The sequence below is a fragment of the Pseudorhodoferax sp. LjRoot39 genome (assembly GCF_964253035.1).
In the GTDB taxonomy this organism is placed as follows: Bacteria; Pseudomonadota; Gammaproteobacteria; order Burkholderiales; family Burkholderiaceae_C; genus Pseudorhodoferax.
In genome coordinates, this window is record NZ_CAXUQL020000001.1 from 6,439,176 (window position 1) to 6,456,779 (window position 17,604).

The 17,604-nt window shown below is 67.7% G+C and carries 16 protein-coding genes; 2 read left to right on the forward strand and 14 right to left on the reverse strand.

What is annotated here, in order from left to right; translation table 11 throughout:
- Window positions 1–62 precede the first annotated feature (62 nt).
- The 14 genes from ACSQ4M_RS30105 to gspG form a co-directional block, all read right to left on the reverse strand.
- Entirely contained in the window at window positions 63–446 is a 384-nt protein-coding gene (locus tag ACSQ4M_RS30105) for a DUF7668 domain-containing protein (protein WP_436193042.1), read from the reverse strand.
- On the reverse strand, window positions 443–6,502 hold the full coding sequence (locus tag ACSQ4M_RS30110; protein WP_436193043.1) for an RHS repeat-associated core domain-containing protein: 6,060 nt from the start codon (window positions 6,500–6,502) through the stop codon (window positions 443–445). Before ACSQ4M_RS30110 ends, ACSQ4M_RS30105 begins: the two co-directional genes overlap by 4 nt.
- Before the next feature lie 87 nt (window positions 6,503–6,589).
- Window positions 6,590–6,802 (reverse strand): RHS repeat domain-containing protein, encoded by a 213-nt coding sequence (locus ACSQ4M_RS30115; RefSeq protein WP_436193044.1) that lies wholly within the window; start codon window positions 6,800–6,802, stop codon window positions 6,590–6,592.
- A 68-nt stretch (window positions 6,803–6,870) separates the two neighbouring features.
- Window positions 6,871–7,419 (reverse strand): type II secretion system protein, encoded by a 549-nt coding sequence (locus ACSQ4M_RS30120; RefSeq protein ID WP_436193045.1) that lies wholly within the window; start codon window positions 7,417–7,419, stop codon window positions 6,871–6,873.
- Complete coding sequence (locus ACSQ4M_RS30125; RefSeq protein WP_436193046.1) at window positions 7,394–7,771, reverse strand: type II secretion system protein; 378 nt, start codon at window positions 7,769–7,771, stop codon at window positions 7,394–7,396. The genes ACSQ4M_RS30120 and ACSQ4M_RS30125 overlap by 26 nt, the downstream gene beginning before the upstream one ends.
- A 5-nt stretch (window positions 7,772–7,776) precedes the next feature.
- Entirely contained in the window at window positions 7,777–8,256 is a 480-nt protein-coding gene (locus ACSQ4M_RS30130) for a type II secretion system protein (protein WP_436193047.1), read from the reverse strand.
- On the reverse strand, window positions 8,253–10,061 hold the full coding sequence (locus ACSQ4M_RS30135) for a secretin N-terminal domain-containing protein (RefSeq protein WP_436193048.1): 1,809 nt from the start codon (window positions 10,059–10,061) through the stop codon (window positions 8,253–8,255). Before ACSQ4M_RS30135 ends, ACSQ4M_RS30130 begins: the two co-directional genes overlap by 4 nt.
- Window positions 10,058–10,609: a hypothetical protein gene (locus ACSQ4M_RS30140; RefSeq protein ID WP_436193049.1), complete on the reverse strand. Its 552-nt coding sequence runs from the start codon at window positions 10,607–10,609 to the stop codon at window positions 10,058–10,060. The genes ACSQ4M_RS30135 and ACSQ4M_RS30140 overlap by 4 nt, the downstream gene beginning before the upstream one ends.
- Entirely contained in the window at window positions 10,606–11,181 is a 576-nt protein-coding gene (locus tag ACSQ4M_RS30145) for a hypothetical protein (protein WP_436193050.1), read from the reverse strand. The genes ACSQ4M_RS30140 and ACSQ4M_RS30145 overlap by 4 nt, the downstream gene beginning before the upstream one ends.
- The gene (locus ACSQ4M_RS30150; RefSeq protein WP_436193051.1) at window positions 11,178–11,705 is read right to left on the reverse strand and encodes a hypothetical protein; all 528 of its coding nucleotides are present in this window, start codon (window positions 11,703–11,705) and stop codon (window positions 11,178–11,180) included. The genes ACSQ4M_RS30145 and ACSQ4M_RS30150 overlap by 4 nt, the downstream gene beginning before the upstream one ends.
- Complete coding sequence (locus tag ACSQ4M_RS30155) at window positions 11,702–12,442, reverse strand: hypothetical protein (protein WP_436193052.1); 741 nt, start codon at window positions 12,440–12,442, stop codon at window positions 11,702–11,704. The genes ACSQ4M_RS30150 and ACSQ4M_RS30155 overlap by 4 nt, the downstream gene beginning before the upstream one ends.
- 1 nt (window position 12,443) lies before the next feature.
- On the reverse strand, window positions 12,444–14,123 hold the full coding sequence (locus ACSQ4M_RS30160) for a GspE/PulE family protein (RefSeq protein WP_436193053.1): 1,680 nt from the start codon (window positions 14,121–14,123) through the stop codon (window positions 12,444–12,446).
- Window positions 14,120–15,310 (reverse strand): type II secretion system F family protein, encoded by a 1,191-nt coding sequence (locus ACSQ4M_RS30165; protein ID WP_436193054.1) that lies wholly within the window; start codon window positions 15,308–15,310, stop codon window positions 14,120–14,122. Before ACSQ4M_RS30165 ends, ACSQ4M_RS30160 begins: the two co-directional genes overlap by 4 nt.
- Window positions 15,311–15,325: 15 nt before the next feature.
- Entirely contained in the window at window positions 15,326–15,769 is a 444-nt protein-coding gene (gene gspG / locus ACSQ4M_RS30170; protein WP_436193055.1) for a type II secretion system major pseudopilin GspG, read from the reverse strand.
- Window positions 15,770–16,026: 257 nt separating this feature from the next.
- On the opposite strand from gspG, the gene ACSQ4M_RS30175 reads away from it, so the two are divergent.
- Both ACSQ4M_RS30175 and ACSQ4M_RS30180 read left to right on the forward strand, forming a co-directional pair.
- Window positions 16,027–16,713 carry an autoinducer binding domain-containing protein gene (locus ACSQ4M_RS30175; RefSeq protein ID WP_436194089.1) on the forward strand — a complete coding sequence of 229 codons (687 nt, stop codon included), beginning with the start codon at window positions 16,027–16,029 and terminating at the stop codon, window positions 16,711–16,713.
- Window positions 16,714–16,842: 129 nt separating this feature from the next.
- Window positions 16,843–17,589, forward strand: coding sequence for an autoinducer binding domain-containing protein (locus tag ACSQ4M_RS30180; protein WP_436193056.1), 747 nt, complete (start codon window positions 16,843–16,845; stop codon window positions 17,587–17,589).
- Window positions 17,590–17,604: the final 15 nt, after the last annotated feature.

Below are 17,604 nucleotides of genomic sequence, written 5' to 3' on the forward strand. Positions count from 1 at the left end.
TTTCCGAAGCGATCTCGAATAAATTTCAGGGCAGCTTCGAAAAGCTTGAGAACCCAAACGACTCAAGGAACATGCACCGACTGTAGATGGTAAGAATAGCTTTTATTATTTTCATAGACTCTAACGCTGAGTACAAGATCGCTCGCGCCCTCTTCGATAGAAAATAGATCGATCATGGCATCCCAATAACCCTCCATCCATTGGCATGCCGAGGTAAGCCAACTCTCCTCCGGCAACTCCGCTAGTGCGACCCCATAATTTTTAATATTCTTCGTGATTGCAGAGGAAATTTCAAAAGGCACTGGAGAGACACCTTCGATCAAAGGAAACTCTTCAAATCTGTTGACCCTAATAAGATCAACCATTTTTTTAAATGGACCTCTCCACTCCGTTGGAATAGGTCTTTGATTTTTCTCGTCCTTGATTGCAAATATTACATCGATCATTCCTGTTCTCCAGAATGGATTTTTCTGTGACAGTCGAGACAAACCTCCGCGTGGTTTGATGGGATAGTACGACCGCCATCCGCGTGTCTAATTATATGATGCCCCGCAGAGTTCGCGTTATCAATAGTTGCTCCACACCCGTTTCCGCACAGGTGATCTTGCTCAACTCTTTTTGCAGCCCGACCAGAAGGAGTGAAGTAACGGACAGGATCACGCAATTCCCTAGGAACGGTGCCCGGCTTATTGGGAGACATTGGAAGCCTCCCGCCACCCCCTAGACCCGGTCCGATATTGGGAACGATCTGCAGGGGCGTAAAATCAACCCTTGGGGTAGTTCCTTGTGCAGTCCCTTGTGGCTTTGGCTGCTTTCTGGATAGTTCTTTGATGTTGGCACCAGCAATTTGCACGCCGTCGAACTCGTCGTCCGAGCCAACCAAGGTTCCGCCCGAACTATCGCCCGCTCCGCTGCTACTGCTACTTCCGCTGAGCTTGCCGATGTTGCCCAAGCTCACCCTGTCCACGCCTCCACCACCAGGACTGCGCGCCAGCCCCGCCGGATCGGTGAAGTTCAGCGGGTTGTTCCCCACATACGCATACAGGTTCATGTCATCCGCAGTGCCGATCGGATCGGTCTGCAGGAAGCGTCCCAGGCGCGGGTCGTAGAAGCGGGCCTTGTAGTACATGAGCCCCGTGTTGCCCAGCATCTGCTGGCCGGTGTAGCGGAACTTGGTGCCTCCGCTCAGCGTGTGCGGCTCGCCGAAGGGGCCGTACTTGTTGATGTCGGTCTTCGCGCCCGTGCTGCTGGCCGACGCCACGATGGAGCCCAGGTGGTCGGCGTACAGCCAGTTCTTGGTGGCAGCGCCCGTGCCGGTGTAGGTCACCAGCGGCTCGTCCACGCCAGGGCCGTGCACGTAGCGCGACAGCAGCACGCCGGAGATGTTGTACTCGGCCACCAGGTCGGTGCCGTCGTACATGCGCTGCGTGACCGAGCTGGCGCTGGTGCTGGTGTTGCGCATGCGCCCTTCGGCGTCGTAGGCCATGGTGATGGCCGTGGCCGGGCTGGCGCGGTTGGCGCTCTTCAGGCGGTTGTTCTGGTCGTAGGTGTACGTCCAGGTGCCGTCACCGGTCATGTTGCCGTTGGCATCGTGCGTGATGGCCGCGCCGATGGCCGCGGTGTACTGGTTGCGCCCGTTGGCCGTGAAGCTCTTGGTGCCGTTGGCCACCAGCCCCGTCACCGGCCACTGGTACAGGTCGTTGCTCCAGCTGTGCGTGACGATCTCGCGGGCCTGGTTGCGCGTGTAGGTGTAGCTCTGGTCGTTGGCGGTGCTGGCGAGGTCGTGCGCCAGGCTGCTGAGGTCGCCCTGCGTGTTGTAGCCGTAGCTCGTGGTGGTGCCGTTGCCCAGCGTGACCACGGTGCGACGGCTCAGGTCGTCGTAGGCGTAGCTGGCCAGGTTGGCCGTGCCCTTTTCGCTGAGCACCAGGGGGCGGTTCAATGCGTCGTACGTGGTGGTCACGAAGAACGCGGTGTCCGGCCAGGCCATGCGCGTGCGGTTGCCCGCCGCGTCGTACTGGTAGGCGATGGTCCGCGTGTTGGCCGTGGTGCTGCTCATGCGACCGGCGTTGTCGTAGACGTAGCTCACGTTGTCGGCCGCCGTAGCACCGGTGGCGGCCAGGCGCCGGCCCAGCAGGTCGTAGCTGTAGCTGACGTTGTCCGCCGTGGTCGGGTAGGTGCGGCTCAGCAGGCGGTTCAGGTTGTCGTAGGCCAGCGTGATGCTGGTGCCGCTGCGCTTGCGCAGGCTCGTGAGGTTGGCCGCAGCGTCGTAGCCGTACTGTTCGTAATCGGTGGCGGAGGCCGTGTTCACCGCCGTGGGATCGGGGAACTGGGTCTTGAGCTTGCGGTCGTGGCCGTCGTAGCTGTGCGCGGTCAAGTTGTTCTTGGCGTCTTTGACCGTGGCCACCAGACCGTTGTTGGTGTAGGTGTAGGCGGCGTAGGTCTGGGCCACGGCGCTGCCGACGGCGCGCTTGGTGCTTTGCACCGTGTCGTCCAGGTTGTAGACGGTCTCGCTCACGCGGTTGCCGCCTTCGGCTGCGGTGAGGTTCTCGGTGACGCGCACCAGGCGGTCCAGGTCGTCGTAGGCGTAGTCGGTCACGGGGACCGGTGCGGCCTGCGCGGGGCAGGTGGTGTCCGCCGCGGTGACCGCCGGGCCCCAGGCCTTGAGCAGCTTGCCGCTGGCGGTGTAGCTGCGGCAGCTGACCAGCCACTGCGTGCCGATCTGCGCGGCGCTGCGCACCAGGCGGCCATCGGCGTCATACGCCATGCGCGTGAGCTTGCCCAGCGCGTTGGTCACCTGCGTGGGGCGGCGCTCGGCGTCGTAGACGGTGGCCACCGTGTCGGTGACGTCCGCGCGCGGACCATCGGCCAGCGTGGGGTTGCCCACGGCGTCGAAGGTGAGCGTGCTGGTGATGTTCAGCTTGCCGGTGCCCGCGTCGGCCACCACGGTCTGCGGCACGTACTTGTTGGCCGCGTTGTAGGCGGTGGTGCTCAGCACCGTGTTCGTGGCGCTGGTCTTCTGGCTGACCGAGGTCTGCAGGTAAAAGGCCGGGAAGCCAGCTGCCGTGTAGGCGGTGTAGCCGTAGGTGGTAACGGGCTGCACGCCGGCGGCATCGGCCGGGCTGGTGACCGCCAGCGGCAGGCCCTGGGCCGTGTAGCTGTAGCTGGTGACCTTGCCGCGCGCGTCGGTGGACGTGGCGACCTTGTTGAACGCGCTCTCATAGGTGAAGCCCTGGGTCAGCGTGGCCAGGCCCGAGCCGGGCTTGGCCACCTGGCGGATCGTCTTGACGTTGTGCGTGCAGCGCTGCTGGGCGGCGCAGGGCGCATCGTCGTAGTCGTACTCCACCGCGTTGCCTTCGGGCAGCACGGTCTTGATGAGGCGCGTCTGGCCATCGTAAGTGTTGGCCGTGACCTTGCCCGTCGGGCTGATGGCCTTGAGGACGTTCAAGGAGCCATCGAAGTAGGTGACCTTGCTCTGGCTGTACGGCCCCAACTCTTCCGTGCGCGAGCCGGCGAAGTAGTAGGTCCAGAGTTTGCCCAAGGCATTGGTCTGCGTCTGCACACGGCCCAGCGGGTCGTAGACATTGGTCACCTGCGCCACCGTGGGGTTGGCGGGCAGGAAGAACTTCGTCATGCGGCCGGGCAGGTCGTACTGGAACGTGGTGGCCTTGGCCGTGGCGTCGGTGAAGGTGACCAGGTTGTTGTTGCCGTCGTAGGCATAGCCCACGCTGCGCGTGCCGTCGGAGACGTTGGTCACGCGGCCCGAGGTGTTCGTCAGCGTCAGCGTGCGGCCCAGGCTGTTCTTGACCTGCGTGAGATCGTTGCCGGTGTAGGTGAAGCTGACCTGCACGCCGCTGGGGTGCAGGTAGGTGCTGGCCTTGCCAGCGGCGTTGAAGTTCAGCCGCGCCTTGTTGGCCGCTTCGTAGGTGAAGGTGGCGTCGGCGTTGCGGATGAGCTTGGCGGAGCTGCCGGGAGGTGCGCTGTAGCTGCCATCGGGCAGCTTGACGAAGATCTCGCCATTCAGGCCATTGCGTACATTGACGGTGTTGCCCAGCAGTTGGTCGCCGGCCCAGCGCGCGCCCAGCGTGGCCACCACCATCTTGTTGAGCGGCATGGCGGCATCGCCGATCAGGTCCAGCGAGACCATGCGCTCGGCGATGATGCCCACCGCATCCAGGGCGGAATCTTCGCCCATGGCCTGCAGTCCGTCGTCACCGACGCTGACCGCACTGTCGTAGTTGTGCGTGAAGCCCCGGCCCAGCGGGCCGACCTGTGTGCGCCGCGTGGATGTGTAGAGCTTCGTGAAGCCGAGGCCGACGGGGAACTTGTCCACGCCGGTCACCAGATCCTCGTGGTTGTAGAGGAAGTGGCCGCGCGCCGTGTCGATGGGGTCGCCCGATACGTTCTTCGTACTTGGTGTGTTCTGGCTGAGCGAGATGGTGCTCGCAATAGCGCGGTCCGTCGTGATCTTTGGCGTGCTGCTGCTTGTCGGGTAGCCACCAGCGAGCCCACCATAGATGATGGCGCCGATGCCGCTGCCGCTCGCGCCGCTGATGATGGTGTAGTACCCCGTGCCCGTCCAGCTGCCCTCGCTGAGGTCGCAACGCTGCGGCAGGATCAGCCGCCGGCCCGCTCCGACTTGGCTGGAGAAGCTGGCCGTCGAGCTCGAGCAGTTCACCAGATTGGGCTGCACCGCGCTGGCGTAGTTGGCTGACGTTGCGTTGTAGATGCGCTGACCGCCTTGCACGGCCAGGTCCAGCAGCTTGACCGTGGAGACGGCGCTTGTGCCACTGGTCTGCTGGACAGCGGTGGACTCCAGGATGCTGGCCTGCATGGCCGCACTGAAGAACACGGCGCGCTCCTTGTTGGCGTCGCCGTCCTGGCTGACGATACCGACCAAGTTGCCCGGCAGGTCCACGTACGCAGCGGTGTTGTAGCCCGCAATGCCGACCTGGTGGTGCACCAATGTGGTGGTGCGCGCCAACTGATCGGTGATGTAGTAGCCCTGGTTGGTCTGCGCGATCCAGATGGATGACAGCATGGCTAGCGAAGAGCCCAACGTCTCCTCTGCGCCGTCTGCCACACCGGCCGCGCGCGCGTTCTCCAGCCGCGTACGGTGGTTCTCGATCGCCCCCCGCCCAGCCGAGCCCCAGGCATTGCCGATGACAAATGTGCCGCCAGCCTTGACCGACTGGGCGAAGCTCTGGTTGGCATTGGTATAGGCACCGTTCGTGATGTCGAACTGCACGCTGCCATTGCTGCCTGCGGTCACGGCGGTGCCCGTGGCCACCACCGCGCCGTCCAGCTTGAGTTGGGGTTGGTTGGACGCGTTGTAGGTGATGGACAGCCGCTTGCCGTAGATGGCGTCAGAGGTGTAGGTGGCGTCGATGCCGGCGTAGCGGATGCGCAGCTTGGGCTTGTAGTTGGCGGCGATGTCGGCCCACTCGGCCAACGCCACACTGGTGTCCTGGTAGGGCAGCGCGGCCTGGCGCAGCTTGGCGCCGTTGTGCGGCACGATGGCCACGCCACCGATGGCATCGTCCAGCGTGGCGGCCGGCAGGTTGGTCCGCAAGTGGCTGGCCAGGCTGCTCGCGTAGGCGGCAAGATTGCTGCGGACGTTGGTGCGGTTGAGGTTCTGGATGTAGTCGGCTGTGCCAGTGGAACCGCTCGTAGCCGCGCTCAGGTAGGTGGTCGCGTCGTAGCCCGTGGCGCTGGCCACGTTGATGCCCGTCTTGCGCGTGTGCGGCTTGTAGCTGGGATCGAAGTAGTAGTTGGTGCCGGCGATGCTGACCTTGACCCAGACATGGGAGACCTTCAAGCTGACCAGGCTGGCCGTGCCGCCGGGGCAAGTTGTCGCCGTGGTGACGACGGCGCCTGTATAGGGAACCCCACCTTGCGCCAGCAGCCTGCGCGCAAAACAGGCGTCCACGCCCAGCCAATCGCTCAATTGGGCCGCGCTCAGCGCAAGACGGCCGCTGACGAAGCTGGCGGTGTAGCCGGAGGCGCGCAGCAGCTCGACCATCAACGCAGCCTGGTCGAACGCGGTGCCCTGGTTGTCCAGGATGGTGCCGAAGGCGCCCTTCTTGACGCCCCACATCGGCACGTACTCGACGTTATTGCGTATGTGCTCGTAGATGAGGTCCGGGTCGTTGCGCAACGCACGTGCCAATTCAGCGATGGAGGCAGGCGCAGCGGGTGCAGCGTCGCCGGCCACACGCGCGGCTTGCGTGGTTGCTCCGGAGGTGCTGCGCACACTCTGCCCCGAGGTGCTTGCGCCGGGGTTCAGATTGGCAGGAATGCTCTGAGCCTGGATAGCCGCTTCGGACTCCTCGGGAGTGACCGGTGCCAGAACGACGCGGTTGATGCCGGGCAACAGCACCGGCTGTTCCTTGGCCGCCGATGCGGGCGCCCGATCAGGGATGGTGCCCTGGGCCTGAACCATCGAAAACGATGCGAGCAGAGCCAGTACACCCAGCCGCGCAGCGGAACTCTTGGAAATTGACATGAAAACACCTCTCCGCACGGCCGCGCGAACGGCCGTGAGCGTTGGGAAAACGGTGGGATGGCCGGGCGCGCCGGCCAAGCTATGCGGCTAGCTCGGCGCGCCCGTGGTCACCACCGTCGTGCGGTTGCCTGCCGCGTCGTAGGTGTAGGTGACGACCGTGCCGTTGCTGTAGGTCACCTTGCTCAGGCGACCCAGGCTGTCGTATGTGTGCGTGGCCGAGCCGGCCTGTGCAGGCAGCGTGGCAACAGCCAGCAACGCCAGCATGCCGGCTGCCGCTGCGCGCGCGTATCGGTGAATCATGCGAAACCTCCCTCCAGATGACAGGCAAGCCTGTGCCGGCTTGCGCGCTGCGATTACAGCGCCAGCCGCTACGGAGCGGAACTACCAGAAACGTCAGGGCCGAGCATCACGGGCGGCCGGTACAGCGTGTGCGCGCCATGGTGGATGAAGCGCCACCGGGCGTACTGCGCCTGGTTCTCGAAGTCCAGGTCGGTGGCGGCGAAACCGGTCTGGCGCAGCGGCTTGTGTTCGGAGCGGCTGTACACGCCGATCACGCCGCCGTCGCTGCCGCGCACCAGGCCCCAGTCGGTCGTGCCGGTCATGGGATCGCGGTACAGCCGGCGCAGGTGCCGGCGCGCGGGCAGGAAGCGCGTGTCGTTCAGCAGCACGTCCAGGGACGGTGGGTAGGGCCTGGGCTCCGAGGGGCCGGCCGCGTGGTAGCTGCCGATGGCACGGCGGATCTGGTCGCCCGCGAACAGCAGCTGCTCCTCGCGCTCGCGCTGGCGTTGCAGGGACCACAGCAACGCCTCGCCAGTCAGGGCGACGCTGCCCAGCGCCAGCCAGAGCAGCACGAGCAGGTAGCCGATGCCGCGCTGGCCGCGCCGCCGACCGCTACCACTCCGCGAACGGCCTGCCATTGCGCCCTGCTCCGGCCGCGCTGCTGCGCACGTCGGCCACCGCGCCGCGCTCGCCTTTCGGCGGGGCCAGCAGCACCCATTGGTCGGCACTCTGGGCGATGGGGTCCAGCGGCACGGCGCGCAGGTAGCGGCGTTGCACCAGCTCCTGCAGGCTGTCGGGGTAGCGGCCCGTGTCGGCATGGAACTGGTCGAGCGTGCGGCGCAGGGTGGCGAGGTTTTCCTGCAGTACCTGCTCCTTGGCGCGGTCCACGCTGCCGAGGTACTGCGGCGCCACCAGGGCGAGCAGCGTGGCCACGATGGCCAGCACCACCAGCAGTTCGATCAGGGTGAAGCCGCGCCGCCGCCGGAGCATGGGGCTCACCATTGCCGGTAGGGCACGCCGTCGAGCCCGCTGCGCGGGTCGCGCGAATAGACGTCGAACACGTCGCGGCCTTCGGCCGGCACATCGGCCGGCGACGCGTAGGCACGCTTGCCCCAGCTCGCCTCGGCGCTCTGGCGCTCGGGGTCGCTGAGCGGGTCGCGCGGGATGGCGCGCAGGAAACGGATAGGCCGGCCTGCCGGGTCGCGCAGGTCGGCCACGCCATCGACCAGCACGCGCAGGCTTGGCGGATAGCCGCTGCCATCGACGGGCCGCTGGATGCGGCCTTCGTCGCCGGCCTGCTTGTAGGCATCGATGGCGCGCCGGATGCTGCGCAGGGACTCGCGCAGCTCCTGCTCCTTGCCGCGCCGGGCCGCCAGGTCGGCCATGGGCACGGCGATGGCGGCCAGCAGGCCGACCAGGGCCAGCGTGACCAGCAGTTCGATCAGCGTGAAGCCGGCTGCGCGCCGTGTGTTCATGGTGCGGCCTTGCCATCTGCCGTGGGCGCAGAAACAGCGGGTGCGGGCGGCTCGCCCACGAAGCGCAGCGGCTCGGTGTGCAGGGAATTGGCGGTGCCGGACCAGAACTCCAGCCGGTGCGGTTCCGGCCGCGCGGCACCGCGCAGCAGGCGCGGCGTGATCGACAGCACGATCTCGTTCTTGCTGCGGCTGTCCAGCGGCGCGCTGAACAGGCGGCCGATGAGCGGCAGGCGGCTCAGGCCGGGCACGCCGCTGGTGGAGCTGCGGTCCTGGTCGTTGATGAGGCCGGCCAGGATCTGCGTCTGCCCGTCCTGCAGCCGCAGCACGGTGGTGGCGTTGCGCGTGCCGAGCTGGTAGGCCACGGTGCCGGTGGCGGTGGAGATCTGCTTGGCGATGGAGCTGACCTCCAGGTTGACCTTGATGCCCACGTCGTACGGGGGGTGCACGGTGGGCTCGACGCTGAGCTTGAGGCCGACATCCAGGTACTGCACGCTTTCGGAGACGAAGCCCGTGGCGGTGGAGGTGGTGGTGATGACGGGCACCTTGTCGCCGATCATGATGGTGGCCTGCTGGCGGTTGCGCACGCGCACGCGCGGGTTGGCCAGCAGGTTGGCCACGCCGTTGTCCTGCCGCAGGTTCAAGGTGGTGGCGCCGACCGCCGCGCCGATGCGCGAACTGTTGAGGTCGCGCAGGTTCTGCAGCGTGAGGCTGGCGTTGCCGGTGGGCAGGGGCGTGAGCGCCAGCTGCTGCGGCCACTGGATGCCCAGGTTGAGCAGCGCGTCCTGCTGCACCTCGAGCACCTCCATCTCCAGCATCACCTCGGGTTCGGCCAGGTCGTGCAGGGCCACGAGTTTTTCAGCCACGCGCACGGCCTCGGGCGTGCCGCGCATGACCAGCAGGTTGAGCTTCTCGTCGACGACCAGGTCTTCGGTCTTGAGCAGGGTCTTCAAGGTGGCCTGCATCTGGGTGGCGCTGGCGTCGCGCAGGTAGAAGGCGCGCACCACGAGGTCGTCGTAGATCTTCTGCTTGTCGGGTGTGTCGGGGTAGATCAGCACGGCGCCGTTGCCCAGCAGCTTGCGGCGCAGCTGGCTGGTGCGCAGGATGAGGTCGATGGCTTCATCGACATAGGCGTTGCGCAGGTAGACGGTGGTCTTGAGTTCGGGCGAGATGTCCTTGTCGAGGATGAAGTTCAGGCCCGAGCCGCGCGACAGCACTTCGAACACCGTGCGCACCGCTGCGTCGCGGAAGTCCAGGTGGACGCGCTGGGCGCCCGCCGGGCGCAGCACCGGCTCGGACATGGCACGGCGCACGCTGGCCTGTTCGAGGCGCTCGGACAGAGCGCGCACGCCCGGTGCGTCGGGCGCTTCCAGCATGAGTTGGCGCGCCAGTGTCGTCGCGGTGGCTTCGTCGCCCTGCTCCAGGGCATCCCGGGCCTGGGCGAGCGTGCGGGCCTGGCGCCGGCCGCGCTCCAGCTCCTGGAGCCCCTCGCGCGCGGCGGCATGGCCTGGATCCTCGGCCAGCACTTCCTGGTACAGGACGGCCGCGGCATCGGCGTCGCCGCCCTGCTGCGCGCGGCGCGCGCTGGCGATGCGCTGGTCGGCCCAGGCCGCGCGCTGCAGGCGCAGGTCCTTCACGAGGTCCAGGCGCTCGGGCGCCATCTGCGCCGCCTGGCGGATCTTGTCGAGCCCGGCTTCGGTTTGCCCCTGTTGGACGAGTTGCAGGCCCTCGCGGTGCAGGCGGTCGGCGGCACAGCCGGCCAATGCCAGCAGCGCCGCGGCAGCCAGGGCCAGGCGCAGGTGCTTCATGGTGGTTCTCCGATGGACAGGAGTTGCTGGGTGTCCAGCGGCAGATAGACGAAACGCAGCCGGCCTTGGGCATCTGCACCTTCGAAGCGGTAGTCCGCGCCGATGGTCTCGCCGGCGCGCACGGCAATGGATTCACTGCCCTGCGTCAGGTAGTAGACGGCCGCCTCGGCCGGGCCGCTGGCGGGCTCCTGGCGACCGAGGTAGCCGAACGGCAGGGGCGGCGCCACGGGTGCTTGCACCACGGGTTCGGGCACAGGTGCGGGTGGTGGTGGCGGCGGTTCCGGTGGCGCGGCGGGCAGCCATTGGGTGACGGCGAAGGGATCGGCGACGACATCGGCCGGCACCGGGGCCATCAGGGGCTCGGCGTTCGCGGGTGCTTCGGCGGGCGCGGGGCTGGCCTGCGAGGGCGCGGGCGCCACCGCGGCGGTCCGCGGCACGGGCATGCTGAGCGCGAGCTGCTGCCGGCGCCAGGTCCAGCCGCTCAGCGCCAGGCTGACGGCGAGCAGGAAGGCCAGCCAGCGCTGGCGCGCGTTGCCCGGCACTCTCATGGGGTGCGCATGAACAGCGAGAGGCTGAACTCCGCGTCGAGCATCGGCTCGGCCGCGCCGGAACGCGACAGACGCATGGCATTCAGCCCCCAGGCCGGCTCGGCCTGCAGCAGCCGGATCGCGAAGCCGCGCAGCTGGGGGTAGTTGCCCCGGGTCTGCACCGTGACGTCCAGGCGCGCGATCGGTCCCTCTTCGCCCTGTACCAGCTGGTAGCTGGCGCCGGCCAGTTCCAGTTGCGTGCTGCGTGCGCCGTCGTGCAGGCGCGCCAGTGCATCGGCCTGCACCGTGGTGGTGAAGGGCGGCAGCGATTGCAGCACCTGCCGCAGCCGCTCCTCCTGCGACGAAGCAAGCGCTGGCGCGGGGTCGGGTGCCGCGTCGCGGCGCATGGCGGCGACCTCGGCGCCCAGCCGGTCGAGTGCGGCCTGCCACTGCGGCAGCACCAGCACCCGCAGCGTGATGGCGCACAGCAGCAGCGCGAGCGCCGCCAGGCCGGGCAGGCCCAGCGCCGCCACGGCCCGGCTGCCATGCCAGCGCAGCCAATGCGAGAGGTTCGCGCCACGCAATTGCTTCATGGCGCGGCCTGCCAACGGGCAACGATGCTGCCATCGACGGGGCGCTGCGGGTGCTGCGCCAGGATCTGGTGCGACTCCAGCCGGACGCCGGCCAGGCCCGGCACCTGCGCCAGGCGGCCCAGGTACGCCAGCAGGGCGGGCATGTCGCGCGCCTGCGCCTGGATGCGGACCACGCGGGCCTGCGCATCGGGCTCCAGCCCCAGCAGCACGACCTGCGCATCGACGGCCGACTCGATGCCCGCCAGCAACTGCGGCCACGGCGCGTGCAGGCGCGCCGCGGCCTGCGCCAGGGCTTCGCGCTGCGCAGCCGGGACGGCTGCGTCCTGCACCGCTGCCTGGACGGCCGCGCGCTGGGCGACGGCGTCCTGGTGGGCCGCCTGCAATTGCTGCTGTTGCCGCCAGAGCGGCGGCAGCGGCAGCAGCAACCAGACGCTGCTGGCCGCAGCCACCGCCAACAGCAGCCACGCCCAGGGGCGCTGGCGCCGCCGGGCCCTGGGGCCGAAATCGATGCGCAACGCATTCATGGCTGCGCCGCCAACCTGGCCATGGCATGGCTGGCCGGCTCTTGCTGCGGCGACAGCGCCAGCCAGCGCTGCGCCGCTTGCGCCGCCGGGGCACCCTGCCCGGGCTGGTGCAGCAGCAGTGCCGTGTCTTGCGCCGCATCCTGCAGCCGCAGCTCGCGCACCGCCAGGCCCGGCAGGTTGTCGGCATCGAGCGCCGCCTTCGCGACGTGGATGCTCGCCCAGCCGCGTGCTCCACGGTGTGCCCAGACGATGCGGTCGGATTCGGCGACGCCCCAGAACTGGCCAGGACGGGCCAGACGCCGCCAGTGGTTCCACGCGGCGACCACGTAGGGCTGCAACGCACCACCACCCAGGCGATACCGGCCGCACAGCGCATGCCACTGCTGCACCAGCGCCGCGGGCATCGCGCAGGCCACGCGGGGCTGGCCATAGACGCCGGGGTCGAGCACGGTCTGCCAACCTTGCATGTCTCCGTAGGCGGTCTCGAACTGCAGCGCCGTCCAGCCCAGTTGCTGCTCGGTGGTCAGGTGGCGGCCGGGCCAGGGCACGGTGCAGATGCGGACATGGCTGTTCGAGACGAGCAGCCGCACCAGCCCACGCCGCGGCCGTTCGGCAGCCAGCCATGTGCCCACCGCTGCGAGGCCGGTGGGCCAGTCCCCGTCGCTCGCCGGCAGCGCCAGGCAGCTGCCGCCGCGTGCGACGGCCACGCCGCCCGGCGCCAGGGCAAGGCCGATCACCTCACTCCGAAAAAGTGACACGGGCCACCTCGTCCAGTGTGGTCTGCCCGGCCTGGGCGGCGCGCAACGCCGCCTCGCGCATGAGACGGGTTCCCTGGTTCTGCGCGGCCTGCTTGATGGCGCGGATGGGTGCGCGCGCGACGATCAGCTCGCGCAGTTCGTCGTTCATGCGCAGCAACTCGCCGACGGCGCGGCGCCCCTTGTAGCCGCTGCCGCGGCACTGCCCGCAACCCCGGCCATGCACCCAGCGGTGGCCGTCGAGCGGCTCGGGCGGCAGGTCGAACGAGGCCAGCAATGCAGCATCGGGGCGCACCGGCACGGCGCAGGCCGGACAGACCATGCGCAGCAGGCGCTGGGCGAGGACGCCGTTGAGGGCTGCCACGAAGCTGTGCACGTCCACGCCCATGTGCAGGAAGCGTCCGATCACGTCGAACACGTTGTTGGCATGCACGCTGGTGAAGACCAGATGGCCGGTGAGTGCGGACTGGATGGCGATCTGCGCCGTGTCCGCATCGCGGATCTCGCCCACGAGGATCTTGTCCGGGTCGTGCCGCAGGATGGAACGCAGGCCGCGCGCGAAGCCCAGGCCCTTCTTCTCGTTGACCGGGATCTGCAGGATGCCGGGGAGCTGGTATTCCACCGGGTCTTCGATGGTGATGATCTTGTCTTCCCCGGTGTGGATTTCGGCCAGGGCCGCGTACAGCGTGGTGGTCTTGCCGCTGCCGGTGGGGCCGGTGACCAGCAGCATGCCGTAGGGCTCGCGCGCCAGGCGGCGCACGCGCTGCAACACGTCGTCGTCGAAGCCGAGATGGTCCAGGCGCAGGCCCAGGGCCTGGCCCGTCAGCGCACTGCGGTCGAGGATGCGCACGACGGCGTCCTCGCCGTACAGGCCGGGCATGATGGAGACGCGCAGGTCGATCTCGCGCTCGCGCAGCGCCAGCTTGAAGCGCCCGTCCTGCGGGATGCGCTGCTCGGCGATGTCGAGTTCGGCCATGACCTTGACGCGCGAGATGACCTGCTGCGCCGGCTCTCCTGCGGGCACCTGCGCCACCTGGCTCAGCAAGCCATCGATGCGGTACTTGACGCTGAGGCCCTCCGGGCCGCTTTCGAGGTGGATGTCGCTGGCACCGGCCTTCAAGGCGTCGAACAGCGTGGAGTGCACGAGGCGCACGACGGGGCTGGCATCTTGCGCGATGGACGACAGCGACAGCTGCTGCGCATCGCGCGCCGCCGTCGCAGCCGGCAGGCTGGTCAACGCGCCGTCCATCGCCTTGAAACGGTCTTCTGCCTGGCGCAGGAATGCCCCCACGTCCTCGGGAAGCGCAAGCACCCAGCGCGGCATGCCCCGCAGCCCGGCCTCCACGCGGCTGCGCAGCGCAAGATCGAAGGGCTGGCAGGTGACGCAGACCACTTCGGCGTCCGGCGCAGCACCGGTTCCGACCATGCATTCGCTGCGCACGGCGTCGGCATAGGACCATGCCTGGAAATCGGGCTCGAAGGCGTGCAGGGCCTGCATCGACCAGGTGTCCATGGCGAGTTGCTCGCCCAGCCATTGCAGGGCCTGCGGCCCGCTCAAGCCCTGGTGCGCGCGCAACGCGGGCCAGAGCCCCTCGGCCTTCGCGGATTCGCGGACCTGCAGCAACGTGGCCGGCAAGGCGTTGGATGCGGCGGCGGTGTTCACTGGATGCTGTTGGCCAGTTGAAAGATCGGCAGGTACATGAGCACGACGATGCCGCCGATCACCAGCCCCATCACGACCATGAGTGCCGGCTCGAAGCTGCGCGTGAACAGGTCGACCTGGCGCGCGTTCTCCTCGTCATAGAAGGCCGCGATGCGCTCCATGGTCACGTCCAACGCGCCGCTGCGCTCGCCGACCGACAGCAGGCGGATGCCGACGTCGGTGGCCAGGCCATGGCGGCGGAATGTTTCCGCCAGTCCCTGGCCCTCTTCCAAGGCCTGGCGTGCCGCGGCCAGCGCGGCAAGCAGGGCCGGCTGCCGCAGCAAGGCCGCTGTCATGCCCAGCGCCGCCGGCAGCGTGACGCCGCCGCGCAACAGCAAGGCAACGGTCCGCGTGAAGCGGGCCAGCTGGTAGACGCGCATGTGCTCGCCGACGCGTGGCAGTTGCCACAGCCAGCGCTGCAGCGCGGCGCGCACCGCCGACGCGCGCGCCAGTGCCACCAGCGCGATCAGCAAGGCGGCCAAGCCCAGCACGAGGGCGGTTGCGTGCGCCGACACCAGTTGCCCCCACTCCATCAGCAACCGGGACAGCCAGGGCAACTGCTCCTGCTGCAGCCCGGCGTAGACCAGGCTGAACCGGGGCACCACATAGACCAGGAGGAACATCACCACCAGCACGCCGACAACCAGCAGGATGCAGGGGTAGACCAGCGCGGCGACCAGCTTGTTGCGCAATGCATCGAGGCTGCGGCGGTAGCCGAGGTAGCTGCGCACGCCCTCGGCCAGCGCGCCCGTTCGTTCGCTGGCGCGGACCGAGGCGACGAAGAGTGCGGGGAAGGCCTGCGGCGCGCCCTCCAGCGCCGCCGAAGCCGATTGGCCGCGCTCGATGGCATCGAGCACGCTGCGCAGCACCGTGCGCATCGCGGTGGATCGTGCACGGTCGGCCAGCGTCGACAACGCCTCGACCAGCCCCATCCCCGCGTCCATCAGGGCAAGCAGTTCCTGGCAGAACAGTGGCAGATCGAAGCGCTCGCGCTGCCACGACCCGCCTCGCGTGCGGGCCTGTCGGACCGACAACACCGCGTACCCCTCGCCCTGCGCCTGGGCGCGTGCCGCCTCCACGCTGATGGCGTCGACGACCAGCGTGGCGATGGCTTGCTGCGGCCGGGCAACCGTCAACTCGAACTGCATGGCCAGCCGTGGCGCTCACCAGTTGCCGATGTCCGCATCGTCGCCCTGGCCGCCGGGCCGGCCGTCGCGGCCCAAGGACCACAGGTCGTACTCCCGGTGCTGGCCCGGAAGTGCGTAGCGGTAGGGGTTGCCCCAGGGGTCGTTGGGAACGCCTTTGGACAGGTAGGGGCCGGCCCAGTTGCGAACGCCCGGCGGCGCCTTCACGAGCGCCCCGAGACCGGCCTGGGCCGACGGGAACGCGCCTACATCGAGCCGGTAGGTTGCGAGCGCCTTGTCAAAGGCTTCGATCTGCGCCTTGGTGGCCTTGACCTCGGACTTGGCCACCACCCCGAAGTACTGTGGCCCCACGTACGCAGCCAGCAATCCGATGATGACCATGACCACCAGCAGCTCCAGCAAGGTGAAGCCCGCACTGCATTGACGCCGGCCACGTGGCCTTCTCGATCCGACGGTGACCATGGCCAGAAACACCTCTTCCAAAGGGGGCGCATTGGAATCCGACCAGCCCTGCCGCTGCAACTACCAGAAACAACAGGTTGTTGTAAAAGGCCCCGGCCATCGTCTTGCAGGGGGAGTTTCTCGTCGCAATCTCATCCATTCAGCTGAAGCCTTTCGCATACGACTGTTCTTCAGTGCATACCATTTGTATGGTCCTGTAACTGAAGAGTCTGATGCGAAGGCGCACAACTGCCCCCAACAAGCTGGAACCCTGTTCACTGTCCACCGGACGGGACGCCACGCCAAGGTCCGACCTTTTTCGAGTGATCGACACCGCTGCCCGCGAACTGGGCTTTGAGCACTATGCGCTCACACAACGCAATGCCTTGCCATTGACGCAGCCGCGGACACAGCAACTGGGCAGCAGCCAACCCAAGGCTTGGCAGCAACACTATGCCAAGGCCGGCTACATCGCCGTGGACCCGGCCATCCGCAGCAGCGCCACCAGTGAAGCGCCACAGCTGTGGAGTGACCAGCTGTTCGCACCCACGCCAAGGTTGTGGAGCGAAGCACAGGCTGCAGGTTTGCGCCATGGCTGGACCCAGTCGAGCCTGGACTGCATCGGCGTGGGGAGCATCCTGTCGCTGTCGCGTTCGGCCGAGCCCATCACCGTCAGCGAGATCCGGCACAAGGAGGCGAGCGTGCGGGAACTGGTCGAGTTCGCGCACGCAACGCAGGCGGAACTGGCGCCGACGGTGAGCCTCACAGCCCAGCAGCGGGAAGTGCTGCGCTGGACCGCCGACGGGAAGACCGCGCGACAGATCGCAGACCAACTGGACATCTCGATCCACACCGTGCATTTCCACCTGAAGCAATGCGCCATCAAGCTGCAGACCGCGAACAAGTCAGCCATGGTGGCACGCGCACTCGCACTGCATCTGCTGGACCCGCCGATGGCGACGTAGTCGCGACGTTGGGGTTGCCTGTCGTTTCTGGTAGTTCCCGGCAGGCATCGGGCGAGGTGAAATCGCGCGCGCTGGCAAGCACTGCAACGGCGCAGGCCCAGTCACCCGATGCATCCGGCCGCTTACTCCATGGACTCCCTTCCTCAATGGGCCGGACCGAAGGAATTCGATGCCGGCCGTGCGTTGGACGCTTTGCTGGTCAGCGCCACGCACCTCGGGTTTCGCCACGTCGCAGCCTTGGTCTGGCTGCCCAGTCCCGGCGCTCGGCATACCGCGCATCTGGTCAGCAACCTGCCTGCGCCATGGCTGGATGCGTATCGCACCAAGGGTTTCGCCGCCATCGACCCCATCGCCCATTGGTGCCTCTCTTCCAAGACCCCATTGGTCTGGGGCGATGCACTGCTCGACCGGGCTCCAGCGGAGTTTCGAAGTGCCGCACGTGCGTACGGCCTGTGCCATGGATGGTCGCAAGCCATCCACGATGGCTTGGGTGTGCGCGGGATGTTCACGCTGTCGCGCCCCACGCCTGCCGTGGGCGGCGATGAAGTTCAGCGCCAGCAGTACGCGATGCGGCGGCTCGCCCATCGTGCCCACCGCCTGGTGCTTGCCGACCTGCGCGCGCAGTGGGCCAAGGCATTGCCCGAGCCGCTGACCGCGCGGGAACAGGACGTGCTGCGCTGGGCCGCAGACGGCAAGACGGCAAAGGACACGGCGGCCATCCTGGGCATTCAGCACACGACGGCGCGTTTTCATATCAACAATGCCGTACGCAAGCTGCAGGCCGACAACATCACCGCTGCGGTGTTTCGGGCCCTGGTGCTTGGCATGCTGCATGGCAGCCCAGAAGGCAGCGTTCCGGCGACCTCCACCGAATGAGTGTGGGTGCCAGCG